We start from the raw sequence: 12,836 nt of genomic DNA, 5'->3' as shown, positions 1-12,836 counted from the left end.
CCTCGCGAGGGGGATCCGGCCGGCGGCCGTGGAAACGTCACTGCTTGGCCGTGGCCTTCTTCGCCGCGGTCTTGGCGGCCGGCTTGGCCGCGGGGGCCTTCGCCGGGGCTTCCGCCGGGGGTTCCGCGGCAGCGGGGGCCGGGGCCCCGGGCGCCTCCAGCCGGTCCACGCCGAACTTCAGCGAGGCCTCGTACGTGTTGTCCGGGTCCAGCCGGCGCAGCTCCTCCGCGAGCAGTTCGGCCGTCTCCCGGCGCTTGAGGGCCACCGCGCGGTCGGGCTGACCGGGCATGCACAGCGTCGCCAGGGCGCCGTCCGCGCGGTCCAGGACGATCTGGCCGTCCTTGGTCTCCATGCGCACGGCGGTCAGGCCCGGGCCCTGGGACAGTGCGCGCGTCACCGGCACGCCGAGGCGGTCCGCCAGCCACATGGCCAGCAGCTCGCAGCTGGGGTTCTCGTCCTCGCCCTCGACGGTGGCGGAGACGACCGACACCCTCTGCTGGTCCAGCGCGGCGGCCAGCATCGAGCGCCAGGGCGTGATCCGGGTCCACGACAGGTCCGTGTCGCCCGGTGCGTACGCCTCGGCCCGGGCGCCGAGCGCGCCGATGGGCTCCTCCGAGGAGTACGTGTCCGCGATCCGGCGCTGACCGAGCGCACCCAGCGGGTCGCCCGCCAGGTCCGTCGGAGCCCCCTCCGGCCACCAGACGACCACGGGGGCGTCGGGCAGGAGGAGCGGGAGAACCACCGACTGGGCGTGGTGGACCAGTTCACCGTGCAGGCGCAGCACCACCGTCTCGCCGGTGCCGGCGTCCGTCCCGACGCGGATCTCCGCGTCGAGCCGGGCGTCGCGACGGCTGCGGGGGGAGCGGCTGACCCGCCTGACCACGACGATGATCCGCGAAGGGTGTTCGTGGGACGCGTCGTTAGCCGATTTGAGCGCGTCGTACGCGTTCTCCTCGTCGGTCACGATCACCAGCGTGAGGACCATACCGATGGCGGGCGTGCCGATGTCCCGGCGCGCCTGCACCAACGCGGCGTTGATCTTGCTGGAGGTGGTCTCCGTAAGGTCGATCTTCATGGCCGGCGCCAGCTCCGTCCGTCTCGTGCGAGCATCTCGTCCGCCTCGACCGGCCCCCAGGTGCCCGCCGGGTACTGCGCGGGCTTCCCGTGCTTGTCCCAGTACTCCTCGATCGGGTCGAGGATGTTCCAGGACAGTTCGACCTCCTGGTGGCGCGGGAAGAGGTTCGCGTCACCCAGCAGGACATCGAGGATCAGCCGCTCGTACGCCTCGGGGCTGGACTCGGTGAAGGACTCGCCGTAGGCGAAGTCCATCGTCACGTCGCGGACCTCCATGGAGGTGCCCGGAACCTTCGAGCCGAAACGCACCGTCACGCCCTCGTCCGGCTGGACCCGGATGACCAGGGCGTTCTGCCCCAGCTCCTCGGTCGCGCCCGACTCGAACGGCAGGTACGGGGCCCGCTTGAAGACGACCGCGATCTCGGTCACCCGGCGGCCCAGGCGCTTGCCGGTCCGCAGGTAGAACGGGACGCCGGCCCAGCGGCGGTTGTTGATCTCCAGCCGGATGGCCGCGTAGGTGTCGGTCTTCGACTTGGGGTCGATGCCGTCCTCTTCGAGGTACCCGACGACCTTCTCGCCGCCCTGCCACGCCGCCGAGTACTGGCCGCGCACGGTGTGCTTGCCCAGGTCCTCCGGCAGCTCCACGGCGGTCAGCACCTTGAGCTTCTCCGCCACCAGCGCCTTGGGGTGGAAGGAGCCGGGCTCCTCCATCGCGGTCAGCGCCAGCAGCTGGAGCAGGTGGTTCTGGATGACGTCACGGGCCGCGCCGATGCCGTCGTAGTAACCGGCCCGGCCGCCGATGCCGATGTCCTCGGCCATCGTGATCTGCACGTGGTCGACGTACGACCGGTTCCAGATCGGCTCGAACATGGTGTTGGCGAAGCGGAGCGCCAGGATGTTCTGGACGGTCTCCTTGCCGAGGTAGTGGTCGATCCGGAAGACCTCGTCACGCGGGAAGACCTCGTGGACGACCTTGTTGAGTTCCTCGGCGCTCTTGAGGTCGTGGCCGAAGGGCTTCTCGATGACGGCGCGCCGCCAGGACCCCTCCTTCTGCGCCAGACCGTGGTCCTTGAGCTGCTGGACCACCTTGGGGAAGAACTTGGGCGGGACCGACAGGTAGAAGGCGAAGTTGCCGCCCGTGCCCTGCGCCTTGTCGAGCTCCTCGATCGTGGCCTTGAGGGTCTCGAAGGCCGCGTCGTCGTCGAACTCGCCCTGGACGAAGCGGCAGCCCTGGACCAGCTGCTGCCAGACCTCCTCGCGGAAGGGGGTGCGCGAGTGCTGCTTGACGGCCTCGTACACCTCCTGGGCGAAGTCCTCGTCGTGCCACTCGCGGCGGGCGAACCCGATGAGCGAGAAGCCCGGGGGCAGCAGGCCGCGGTTGGCGAGGTCGTAGACGGCGGGCATGAGCTTCTTGCGCGACAGGTCACCCGTAACGCCGAAAATGACCAGGCCGGACGGCCCCGCGATGCGCGGGAGCCGCCGGTCCTGTGCGTCACGAAGCGGGTTCGCTCCGTTCACCGACAAAATACTCAGTCCTCCGCGGGGGCGAGGCGCTCAAGCTCCGCCTGGGTCGACTTCAGCAGGTCGTTCCACGACGCCTCGAACTTCTCGACGCCTTCGTCCTCCAGCAGCTGGACCACCTCGTCGTACGAGATGCCCAGCTTCGCCACCGCGTCCAGCTCGGCGCGCGCCTGCGCGTAGGTGCCGCGGATGGTGTCGCCGCTGACCTCACCGTGGTCGGCGGTGGCGTCCAGGGTGGCTTCCGGCATGGTGTTGACCGTGCCGGGGGCGACCAGGTCCACCACGTACAGGGTGTCCTTGTACGCCGGGTCCTTCACGCCGGTCGAGGCCCACAGCGGGCGCTGCTTGTTGGCGTGCGCCTTGTCCAGGGCGGCCCAGCGCTCGGAGGAGAAGACCTCCTCGTACGCCTCGTAGGCGAGGCGGGCGTTGGCGAGCGCCGCCTTGCCCTTGAGGGCCTTGGCCTCGTCGGTGCCGATGCCGTCCAGGCGCTTGTCGATCTCGGTGTCCACGCGGGACACGAAGAAGGAGGCCACCGAGTGGATCTTGGAGAGGTCCAGGCCCGCGGCCTTGGCCTTCTCCAGACCCGCCAGGTAGGCGTCCATGACCTGGCGGTAGCGCTCCAGCGAGAAGATCAGGGTCACGTTGACGCTGATGCCCCGGCCGATGACCTCGGTGATCGCGGGCAGGCCGCCCATGGTCGCCGGGATCTTGATCAGCGTGTTCGGGCGGTCCACCAGCCAGGCCAGCTGCTTGGCCTCGGCGACGGTCGCCTTGGTGTTGTGGGCGAGGCGCGGGTCGACCTCGATCGAAACCCGACCGTCCTGGCCCTCGGTCGCGTCGAAGACCGGCCGCAGGATGTCGGCGGCGTCGCGGACGTCCGCCGTGGTGATCATGCGGATGGCCTCCTCGACGGTCACCTTGCGGGCGGCGAGGTCCGAGAGCTGCCCGTCGTAGCCGTCTCCCTGGCTGATGGCCTTCTGGAAGATCGACGGGTTGGTGGTGACACCGACCACGTGCTGCTGGTCGATCAGCTCGGCGAGGTTGCCGGACGTGATGCGCTTGCGGGACAGGTCGTCCAGCCAGATCGCCACGCCCTCGTCGGAGAGGCGCTTGAGTGCGTCTGTCATGGGAATTGCATCTCCTACTGGTCGTGTAAGGGCGTCAGCGCGCGGCGGCGGCGAGCCAGCGGGTTTCATCGAGGGAGGCCCGGGCGGCTTCGGCAACGGCCTCGGGGGTGAAGCCGAACTCGCGGAACAGCACCTTCGCGTCGGCCGAGGCACCGAAGTGCTCCAGCGACACGATGCGGCCCGCGTCGCCGACGTAGCGGTGCCAGGTCAGGCCGATGCCCGCCTCGACCGCGACGCGCGCACGCACGGACGGCGGCAGGACGCTGTCCTTGTACGCCTGGTCCTGCTCCTCGAACCACTCGACGGACGGCATCGACACGACGCGGGTCGCGATGCCCTCGGCCTGCAGCGCCTCACGCGCGGCGACGGCCAGCTGGACCTCGGAACCGGTGCCGATGATGACGACCTGCGGCTCGGCCTTCCCGCCGTCGGCGCCGGCCGCCTCGAACAGCACGTACCCGCCCTTGGCGGCGTCGTCGTTGCGCTCGTAGGTCGGCACGCCCTGGCGGGTCAGCGCCAGACCGTGCGGGGCGCCCTTGCCGAACACCTTGGTGTGGCGGCGCAGGATCTCGCGCCAGGCGACGACGGTCTCGTTCGCGTCGGCCGGCCGGACCACGTTCAGGCCCGGGATGGCGCGCAGCGAGGCGAGGTGCTCGACCGGCTGGTGGGTCGGGCCGTCCTCGCCGAGGCCGATGGAGTCGTGCGTCCACACGTAGGTGACCGGCACGTGCATCAGGGCCGACAGGCGCACGGCGTTGCGCATGTAGTCGGAGAACACCAGGAAGGTGCCGCCGTAGATGCGGGTGTGGCCGTGGAGCGCGATGCCGTTCATGGACGCGGCCATGGAGTGCTCGCGGATGCCGAAGTGGATCGTGCGGCCGTACGGGTCGGCCTCCGGCAGCGGGTTGCCCGCGGGCAGGAACGAGGAGTTCTTGTCGATGGTGGTGTTGTTGGAGCCGGCGAGGTCGGCCGAGCCGCCCCACAGCTCCGGGATGACCGGGCCGAGCGCCTGGAGGACCTTGCCGGAGGCCGCGCGGGTCGCGACGGCCTTGCCGGGCTCGAAGACGGGGAGCTTGTCCTCCCAGCCCTCGGGCAGCTCGTTGGCCTCGATGCGGTCGAACTCGGCGGCGCGCTCCGGGTTGGCGGTGCGCCAGGCGGAGAAGTCCTTCTCCCAGGCGGCCTTGGCCTCGCGGCCGCGGTCCAGCGCCTTGCGGGTGTGCGCGATGACCTCGTCGGAGACGTCGAAGGTCTTCTCCGGGTCGAAGCCGAGGACGAGCTTGGTGGCGGCGACCTCGTCGTCACCGAGCGCCGAGCCGTGCGCGGCCTCGGTGCCCTGGGCGTCCGGGGCCGGCCAGGCGATGATCGAGCGCATGGCGATGAAGGACGGACGCCCGGTCTCGGCCTTCGCGGCCTCGAGCGCCTCGAACAGCGCCTTCGGGTCGAGGTCGCCGTTCTCCTTCGGGGCGACGCGCTGGACGTGCCAGCCGTACGCCTCGTACCGCTTGAGGGTGTCCTCGGAGACGGCCGTCTCCGTGTCGCCCTCGATGGAGATGTGGTTGTCGTCCCACAGGAGCACCAGGTTGCCGAGCTTCTGGTGGCCGGCCAGCGAGGACGCCTCGGCGGAGATGCCCTCCTGGAGGCAGCCGTCACCGGCGATCGCGTAGACCATGTGGTCGAACGGGGAGGTGCCCGGGGCGGCGTCCGGGTCGAACAGGCCGCGCTCGTAGCGGGCGGCCATGGCCATGCCCACCGCGTTGGCGACGCCCTGGCCGAGCGGGCCGGTCGTGGTCTCGACACCGGCCGTGTGGCCGTACTCCGGGTGGCCGGGGGTCTTCGAACCCCAGGTGCGGAACGCCTTGAGGTCGTCCAGCTCCAGGCCGAAGCCGCCGAAGTAGAGCTGGGTGTAGAGGGTGAGGGACGAGTGGCCCGCGGAGAGCACGAAACGGTCGCGGCCGACCCACTGGGGGTCCGCCGGGTCGTGGCGCATGACCTTCTGGAACAAGGTGTACGCGGCTGGGGCCAGGCTCATCGCCGTTCCGGGGTGGCCGTTCCCGACCTTCTGGACCGCGTCCGCGGCCAGGATGCGGGCGGTGTCGACGGCCCGCTGGTCCAGTTCGGTCCACTCGAGCTCTGTGGTGGTCGGCTTGGTGCTCACCGTGAGTCAGGGCTCCTCTCCACATGTTGTTTCCCGGTGACGAACGGTGCACCGGCGCGATTCCGAGCCTACCCCCGAGACGGCGCGCCACTATTCGAGAGCCGGTAGTGCGTCGCCGGGTTGCCGACCGGTGTTCACCTGCGCACGGACCGATCGGCCCAACACGGGGCGACCCCGGGGCCGGGCGGGGTGAGGGCAACGTCTAGAGTGGCGTAGTACGTGCAAGCCTTCCGGGCCTCCTGCCCACGGCTTGCTGAATTCTCTGTCAGGGGTGTGCGTGACGGCCGTCGAATCCCGTCCAGCGGGGGTGCTGGGGACCCCTCCCGGTCATCGGCCGTTCGGGGCCAGGGTCATGGCTTTCGTGGCTTTGACCAAGCCGCGGATCATCGAACTTCTGCTGATCACCACAGTGCCGGTGATGTTCCTCGCCGAACAGGGCGTGCCGTCCCTGTGGCTGGTTCTCGCGACCTGTTTCGGCGGATACCTGTCGGCGGGCGGCGCCAACGCGCTGAACATGTACATCGACCGGGACATCGACGCGCTGATGGACCGTACGTCGCAGCGCCCGCTGGTGACCGGCATGGTGAGCCCGCGCGAGTGCCTGGCCTTCGGCATCACCCTCGGGGTCGTGTCGACCCTGTTCTTCGGTCTGCTGATCAACTGGCTGTCCGCGGCCCTCTCGCTCGGCGCCCTCCTCTTCTACGTCGTCGTCTACACGATGCTGTTGAAGCGGCGCACCGCCCAGAACATCGTCTGGGGCGGCATCGCGGGCTGCATGCCGGTGCTCATCGGCTGGTCGGCGGTGAAGAACGAGGTCTCCTGGGCCGCGGTCATCCTCTTCCTCGTCATCTTCTTCTGGACGCCGCCGCACTACTGGCCGCTGTCGATGAAGGTCAAGGACGACTACGCCCGGGTCGGCGTGCCGATGCTGCCGGTCGTCGCCGGCAACAAGGTCGTGGCCCGTCAGATCGTCCTCTACAGCTGGGTGATGGTCGCCGTCTCGCTGCTGCTGACCCCGCTGGGCTACACCGGCTGGTTCTACACCTCGGTCGCCCTGCTGGCGGGCGGCTGGTGGCTGTGGGAGGCGCACGCGCTGAACGCGCGGGCCAAGGCGGGGGTGACGGGCGCGAAGCTTAAGGAGATGCGGCTGTTCCACTGGTCGATCACCTACGTGTCGCTGCTCTTCGTCGCCGTGGCCGTGGATCCCTTCCTCCGCTGATACGTCCGCAACTGGTGCTTCCTCCGCTGATACGTCCGCCACTGGTGCTTCCACCGTTCATTACCCGCCGGTAGCATGCCGTCCATGGCAGACACCACCGCAGACACGAAGAAGCAGGACCGGACGGCCTCGAAGCTGGCCAGGCAGATCGGCGCGTTCGCCAAGCGGCACGGCGGCGCCGAGGGACAGCTCGCGCACATCGGCCAGGCCGGCACCCGGATCGTGCTCGTCGGCGCGGACGGCGGCTGGGGTGACCTGGTGGCCCCGACGTACGCGGCGGCCGAGAAGGCAGCCGAGAAGGCCGGGCTGACCCTCCACGAGGAGTTCGACGGCGAGTTCGCCGCCCGCGTCAAGACCGGCCCCTACGAGTGGTCGCGCATGGCCGGGATCCAGCTCTGACCGGGGCTCGGTTCGCCCGTGCCGGCTCCGGACGGGCAAGGGGGGTGCCCCCGCGGACGGCGAGGGGGGCGGCTCGGTCAACAGCGCGAGCAACACCTGTCACGCCGCTCACCCGTTAGGACGTGTGGAAGCCGCTTCCTCACGTCCGCAACGGGATGCCCGGATGATCGAAACGCCGCCCCTGGTGGACCAGTACTGCCAGGGAGTGCTCCGCACCGAGCTCGGCCTCGGCACCTTCGAGGCCGAGCTGGTCCGCTCGGCCGGCCCGCCCGCCGGGGGCACCACCTTCTTCGACACGCAGACCGGCTTCGCCGTGCGCCGCTGGTGCCCGCCGCTGCTCGGGCTGGAACCCCACTGCCCGCCCGTCCGCTACCTCGCCCGGCGCCGCGAGCTCGGCGTCACCGAGGTGGGGCGGCTGCTGCTGCGGGGCGCGGGAGTCGGCGCCTACCTCGTCGACACGGGGGCGCCCGGCGACCTCACCGCCCCCAAGGAGCTGGCCCGCGCCGGTGACGCCGAGGCGTTCGAGACCGTCCGGCTGGAGCCGCTGGCCGAGCAGGTCGCCGACACCTCCGGGACCGTCGCCGCCTTCCTCGCCAACCTCGCCGAGGCCGTCCACCACGCCGCCACCGCGGCCGTCGCCTTCACCTGCGGGGCGGGCGCCCGCTACCCCGCGGTCCTGGCCCAGGCGCCCGAACCGCCCGGACCGGGCGAGGTGCGGGGGGCAGCCGGGCGGTGGCTGGCCGGCCGCGCCAAGGGCGGGGCCGTACGCGACCCCGTCCTGCTGCGGCACCTGCTGTGGAGCGCCGTCGCGACCGGGCTGCCGATCCAGCTGCACACCGGCGCCGCGGAGCCCGGGCAGCGGCCCGAGCATGCCGACCCCGCGCTGCTGACCGGCTTCGTACGGGCCACCCAGGGCATGGGCGTCCCGCTGGTGCTCCTCGGCGGCTACCCGCACCACCGCGCCGCCGCCGGGCTGGCCGAGGCGTTCCCCCACGTGTACGCCGACCTGGGGCCGCTCCTCGCGCGGACCGGTGCGGGGGCGGCCGCCGTACTGGCCGAGCTCCTGGAACTCGCGCCGTTCGGGAAGCTGCTCTACTCCAGCGGGGGCCGGCGGCTGCCCGAGCTGCACGCGGTGGGCGCCCTGGTGTTCCGCGAGGCGCTGGGCCGGGTGCTGCTCGGCTGGGTGGGCGACGGGGCCTGGTCCTGGCGGGACGCGGACCGCGTCGCGGCGATGATCGCGGCGGGCAACGCCCGCCGCGTCTACCGGCTGGACGAGCGGGCCTGAGCGCTCGCGGGGACGGGCGGGCCCGACCGCGCGCTGGGCCGGGGGCCGGCTCAGACGGAGGACAGCTGGCTGTCGCCCTGGGCGGGGATGTCCGCCCGGTCCACCGGACGCTCGCGCAGGCTCAGCACCACGCGCACGACGGAGATCCACACCAGGCAGGAGCCGAGCATGTGCACGGCGACCAGCACCTCGGGCACATGGGTGAAGTACTGGACGTAGCCGACGGCGCCCTGGGCGAGCAGCACGACCAGCAGGTCGCGGGCGCGCGCCCGGGTGTCGGCGGGGGCGTCCGCCACCCGCAGCACCAGCCACACCGCCAGCGCGAGCGCGCACACCACCCAGGCGGTCACGGCGTGGACGTGCGCGGTCGCCGCCCAGTCGAACGGCATCCGCTTGATCTCGCTGCTGTCACCCGCGTGCGGGCCGGAACCGGTGACGACGGTGCCCGCCGCGATCAGGACCAGGGTGGCCGCTACCAGCGCCCACGCGAGCCTGTGCACGGGGCCGGGCACCCGGGGCCGGGGCGCGCAGTCGCCCTCGGCGGTGCGCTGCCAGGTGACGGTGGTGACCGTGATCAGGGAGGTGGCGAGCAGGAAGTGCCCGGCCACGCTGTACGGGTTCAGCCCGGTCAGGACGGTGATGCCGCCGAGGACCGCGTTGCCCATCACCAGGGCGAACTGGAGCCAGCCGAGCCGGGTCAGCGAGCGGCGCCACGGCTTGGCGGAGCGGGCGGCCAGGATGGACCAGCCGACGGCCGCGCAGAGCACGTACGTCAGCATGCGGTTGCCGAACTCGACGGCACCGTGGAATCCCTGTTCCCGGGTGACGATGAGGCTGTCGCCGGTGCACTTGGGCCAGGTGTCGCAGCCGAGACCGGATCCGGTCAGCCGCACCGCGCCGCCGGTGACGACGATGGCCACGCTCATGAGGAGCGCGGCGAACGCGGCCCGCCGGACGGTCCGGGATGACGGGGTCCAGCGGCTGGCGAGGAAGGCGAGGGGGTTCAACACGGCCCCTATCGTAGGCCGCGCCTTGTGCAAACTTTCACGAGGGGGTGCCCACGGGTGCGTCGGGGCCGACGACCAGGCGGAACTTCGCGCCCGCCGGGTCGCCCTCCTCGTGCCACCACACCCGGATGCGCCAGAAGCCCTCGTCGCCCGGGTACTGGGCGGACTCCATGAACCCGTGGATCAGCTCGGCCGCCACCTCCTCGGCGGTCCGGTCGCGGACCTCGGACGCGCCCTGCCACGGGCGGCCCGGTACGGTCCACAGCCCATCGGCGCCGCGCACCTCCACGCGCCACACCGCGAGTCAGGGCGTGACCTTCAGCATCGTGGCGACCTGCTCCGGCTCCAGGCCCAGCCGGGCCGCGATCTCCGCTTCCGGGGCGCCCTGGATCCGGGCGGCCACCACGGCCCGGGGCAGCAGCCGCCCGGGCAGCAGGCCCTGGGCGCGCAGCCCGGCGAGGGAGTCGAAGGACAGGTGGCGCAGCCGCAGTTCCAGCTGGTGGCCTATGTGGTCGAGGGCGGCCTCGGCCTCCTGCGCCTCCTCCTGGTCCGGCCCGGACAGCAGGATCCGGCGGAACCCGGCCTCCGCGTCCACCGCCCAGGCCACCGCGTCCTCGGCGAGGCCCAGCTCGGCGAGACGGTCCCCGAGGAAGACCTTGGCCTGCGCGAGCCCCCGCCGGTTGACCGGATCGTGCTGGTCGAGGCCGGCCCAGACCTCGACGGCGGCCCGCGTCACGTCACGCGCTCGCTCGCCGGCCGCCCGCTCCATGGCGCTCGGGCCGCTCTCCCCGGCCGCGCCGAGCGGGTAGCGGGGCAGCCGGTCGGCGTCGCTCAGCGGCCAGGACAGCCAGACGCCCTGGTTGATCAGTGAGCGGGCGTACCAGCGGGCGTACTCGGGGTCGTGCCCGGCCGCCTGCCCGGCGTGCCGGAGCGCTTCCTCGACGGCGGACAGCGCCCCCGCCCGGTCCCCGGCGGCGAAGCGGCGGGCGGCGAGGTCACCCAGGCGCAGGCCCAGCCGCGCGGCGCACTCGGCGTCGGTACGGGCGGGCTCGCGCAGCGCGCCGATCAGCTCGGCCAGGAGCCGGTCGGCCTCCCCGGGCCCGGCCTGCGCCGATCCCGAACGGACCCTCGCCCACTGCTGGTCCAGCCGTAGAACGGCTTCCCGCTGCCCCATGCCGCGCCCCCGCTGTCCTGGTGTGCGTCGCCGATGTGTGGCGGCGCCCATCCTCGTGCCCGGACAACGAACGGGGGAAGGGATTCACTCCCAGCGGAAGTACCGGGTCGCGGCGCCGAGCCCGAGGACCGACCAGCCGGCGAGGACGGCCGCGTCGCCCCAGGGCAGCGCCGCCCCGTCGCGGAGCACCTCGCGCAGCCCGTCCGAGAGCGCCGATATGGGCAGCAGTTCCAGTGCGGAGCGCACCGCCTCCGGGAACCTGTCCAGCGGCACGATCACCCCGCCGCCGACCAGCAGCAGCAGGAACACCAGGTTTGCGGCGGCCAGGGTCGCCTCGGCCTTGAGCGTGCCCGCCATCAGCAGCCCGAGCCCGGAGAAGGCAGCGGTGCCCAGCAGGAGGAGGGCGGCGACCGCGAGCGGGTTCCCGTGCGGCGACCAGCCCAGCGCCAGGGCGATCACCGTGAGCAGGGCGACCTGGAGCACCTCGGTGACCAGCACCGACAGGGTCTTGGCGGCCATCAGGGCGCGGCGCGGCAGCGGAGAGGCGCCGAGCCGCTTGAGCACCCCGTAGCGCCGGTCGAAGCCGGTGGCGATGGCCTGGCCGGTGAAGGCGGTGGACATCACGGCGAGCGCGAGGACGCCGGGCGCGAGGAAGTCGACGGACTTCCCGGCGCCGGTGTCCACGACGTCCACCGACGAGAACAGCACGAGCAGCAGGGCCGGGATGATCACGGTCAGCAGCAGCTGTTCGCCGTTGCGCAGCAGCATCCGCGTCTCCAGCGCGGTCTGCGCCCGGATCATCCGGGCCACGGGCGCCGCCGCGGGCCGGGGGGTGAACGTACCGGCGCTCATGCGCGCAGCTCCTTGCCCGTGAGTTCCAGGAAGACGTCTTCGAGGGTGTGCCGCTCCACCGTGAGGCTGTCCGGCATCACGCCGTTCTGCGCGCACCAGGACGCGACGGTCGCCAGCAGCTGCGGGTCGACGTCCCCGGTGACCCGGTAGACGCCCGCGCTGAGCTCGGCAGCTTGGGTGCCGTCGGGCAGCGCCTTGAGCAGCGAGGCCAGGTCCAGGGAGGGGCGGCCGGTGAAGCGCAGGGTGTTCTCGGCGCCGCCGCGGCACAGCATCTCGGGGCTGCCGTGGGCGATGACCTTGCCGGCGTCCACGATGGCGACCTCGTCGGCGAGCTGTTCGGCCTCGTCCATGTGGTGGGTGGTCAGGACGACGCTGACGCCGTCGGTGCGCAGTTCCCGTACGAGGTCCCAGGTCGCACGGCGGGCCTGGGGGTCGAGGCCGGCGGTCGGCTCGTCCAGGAAGACCAGCTCGGGGCGGCCCACGACGGCCATGGCCAGGGCGAGGCGCTGCTGCTGGCCGCCGGAGAGCCGGCGGTAGGGGGTGCGCCCGCAGCTGCCGAGGCCGAGGCGTTCCACCAGGGTGGGAACGTCGAGCGGGTCGGCGTAGAGGCCGGCCATGTGGCGCAGCATCTCCACGGCGCGGGCGCCGGAGTAGACGCCGCCGGACTGGAGCATCACGCCGATCCGCGGCCGCAGGGCCGGGCCCTGGGCGATCGGGTCGAGACCGAGGACGCGTACGGTGCCGGCGTCGGGGCGCAGGTAGCCCTCGCAGGTCTCCACCGTGGTGGTCTTGCCCGCGCCGTTGGGGCCGAGGACGGCGGTGACCGAGGCCTTGCGGACGGTGAGGTCGAGGCCGTCCACCGCGGTTTTCGGGCCGTACCGCTTCACCAGTCCGCGGATCTCCACGGCGGGGTCGTTACTCATGCGGGTGAGTCTACGGAGGGCCGGACGGCCGTCCGGGCCGTGGGGTACGGGGGGCCGGAACTCGCTCTCACGTGCGGCTTTGAGTGATCTTTTGACAAGA

General features: G+C 72.1%; 12 protein-coding genes. 3 read left to right on the top strand and 9 right to left on the bottom strand.

What is annotated here, in order from left to right:
- Window positions 1-37 precede the first annotated feature (37 nt).
- The 4 genes from opcA to tkt are packed head-to-tail and all read right to left on the bottom strand — an operon-like array spanning window position 38 to window position 5,877.
- Complete coding sequence (gene opcA, locus ACIA6C_RS00545) at window positions 38-1,075, bottom strand: glucose-6-phosphate dehydrogenase assembly protein OpcA (protein WP_399271873.1); 1,038 nt, start codon at window positions 1,073-1,075, stop codon at window positions 38-40.
- Window positions 1,072-2,601, bottom strand: coding sequence for a glucose-6-phosphate dehydrogenase (gene zwf / locus ACIA6C_RS00540; protein WP_361138048.1), 1,530 nt, complete (start codon window positions 2,599-2,601; stop codon window positions 1,072-1,074). Before zwf ends, opcA begins: the two co-directional genes overlap by 4 nt.
- 2 nt (window positions 2,602-2,603) lie before the next feature.
- Entirely contained in the window at window positions 2,604-3,722 is a 1,119-nt protein-coding gene (gene tal / locus ACIA6C_RS00535) for a transaldolase (RefSeq protein ID WP_361137925.1), read from the bottom strand.
- Window positions 3,723-3,756: 34 nt separating this feature from the next.
- The gene (gene tkt / locus ACIA6C_RS00530; protein ID WP_399271871.1) at window positions 3,757-5,877 is read right to left on the bottom strand and encodes a transketolase; all 2,121 of its coding nucleotides are present in this window, start codon (window positions 5,875-5,877) and stop codon (window positions 3,757-3,759) included.
- A gap of 271 nt (window positions 5,878-6,148) precedes the next feature.
- On the opposite strand from tkt, the gene ACIA6C_RS00525 reads away from it, so the two are divergent.
- The 3 genes from ACIA6C_RS00525 to ACIA6C_RS00515 all read left to right on the top strand — a co-directional run bounded on the left by ACIA6C_RS00525 (window position 6,149) and on the right by ACIA6C_RS00515 (window position 8,780).
- Window positions 6,149-7,096, top strand: a complete 948-nt coding sequence (locus ACIA6C_RS00525; RefSeq protein WP_399271869.1) for a heme o synthase — start codon at window positions 6,149-6,151, stop codon at window positions 7,094-7,096.
- An 84-nt stretch (window positions 7,097-7,180) separates the two neighbouring features.
- Window positions 7,181-7,495 (top strand): hypothetical protein, encoded by a 315-nt coding sequence (locus ACIA6C_RS00520; RefSeq protein ID WP_366080379.1) that lies wholly within the window; start codon window positions 7,181-7,183, stop codon window positions 7,493-7,495.
- Between the two features lie 163 nt (window positions 7,496-7,658).
- Window positions 7,659-8,780: an amidohydrolase family protein gene (locus tag ACIA6C_RS00515; protein WP_399271867.1), complete on the top strand. Its 1,122-nt coding sequence runs from the start codon at window positions 7,659-7,661 to the stop codon at window positions 8,778-8,780.
- Window positions 8,781-8,830: 50 nt separating this feature from the next.
- On the opposite strand, the gene ACIA6C_RS00510 is transcribed toward ACIA6C_RS00515, so the two are convergent.
- The 5 genes from ACIA6C_RS00510 to ACIA6C_RS00490 form a co-directional block, all read right to left on the bottom strand.
- Window positions 8,831-9,820, bottom strand: coding sequence for a heme A synthase (locus ACIA6C_RS00510; RefSeq protein WP_399271865.1), 990 nt, complete (start codon window positions 9,818-9,820; stop codon window positions 8,831-8,833).
- A gap of 4 nt (window positions 9,821-9,824) precedes the next feature.
- Complete coding sequence (locus tag ACIA6C_RS00505) at window positions 9,825-10,076, bottom strand: hypothetical protein (protein WP_399271863.1); 252 nt, start codon at window positions 10,074-10,076, stop codon at window positions 9,825-9,827.
- Window positions 10,077-10,091: 15 nt separating this feature from the next.
- Entirely contained in the window at window positions 10,092-10,961 is an 870-nt protein-coding gene (locus ACIA6C_RS00500; protein WP_399271861.1) for a hypothetical protein, read from the bottom strand.
- A gap of 84 nt (window positions 10,962-11,045) precedes the next feature.
- Window positions 11,046-11,813: an ABC transporter permease gene (locus ACIA6C_RS00495; RefSeq protein WP_361137932.1), complete on the bottom strand. Its 768-nt coding sequence runs from the start codon at window positions 11,811-11,813 to the stop codon at window positions 11,046-11,048.
- On the bottom strand, window positions 11,810-12,736 hold the full coding sequence (locus ACIA6C_RS00490) for an ABC transporter ATP-binding protein (RefSeq protein WP_399271859.1): 927 nt from the start codon (window positions 12,734-12,736) through the stop codon (window positions 11,810-11,812). The genes ACIA6C_RS00495 and ACIA6C_RS00490 overlap by 4 nt, the downstream gene beginning before the upstream one ends.
- Window positions 12,737-12,836: the final 100 nt, after the last annotated feature.

It is taken from the genome of Streptomyces sp. NPDC051578 (assembly GCF_044454045.1).
Classification (GTDB): domain Bacteria; phylum Actinomycetota; class Actinomycetes; order Streptomycetales; family Streptomycetaceae; genus Streptomyces.
The sequence above is the reverse complement of the archived record's forward strand: the minus strand, read 5'-3'. Positions and strand labels throughout refer to the sequence as shown.

Excerpts from the sequence above, each read along its gene's own strand:
- opcA (WP_399271873.1), bottom strand. The coding sequence starts at position 1,075 with ATGAAGATCGACCTTACGGAGACCACCTCCAGCAAGATCAACGCCGCG.
- tal (WP_361137925.1), bottom strand. The coding sequence starts at position 3,722 with ATGACAGACGCACTCAAGCGCCTCTCCGACGAGGGCGTGGCGATCTGG.
- ACIA6C_RS00520 (WP_366080379.1), top strand. The coding sequence starts at position 7,181 with ATGGCAGACACCACCGCAGACACGAAGAAGCAGGACCGGACGGCCTCG.
- ACIA6C_RS00515 (WP_399271867.1), top strand. The coding sequence starts at position 7,659 with ATGATCGAAACGCCGCCCCTGGTGGACCAGTACTGCCAGGGAGTGCTC.
- ACIA6C_RS00500 (WP_399271861.1), bottom strand. The coding sequence starts at position 10,961 with ATGGGGCAGCGGGAAGCCGTTCTACGGCTGGACCAGCAGTGGGCGAGG.
- ACIA6C_RS00495 (WP_361137932.1), bottom strand. The coding sequence starts at position 11,813 with ATGAGCGCCGGTACGTTCACCCCCCGGCCCGCGGCGGCGCCCGTGGCC.
- ACIA6C_RS00490 (WP_399271859.1), bottom strand. The coding sequence starts at position 12,736 with ATGAGTAACGACCCCGCCGTGGAGATCCGCGGACTGGTGAAGCGGTAC.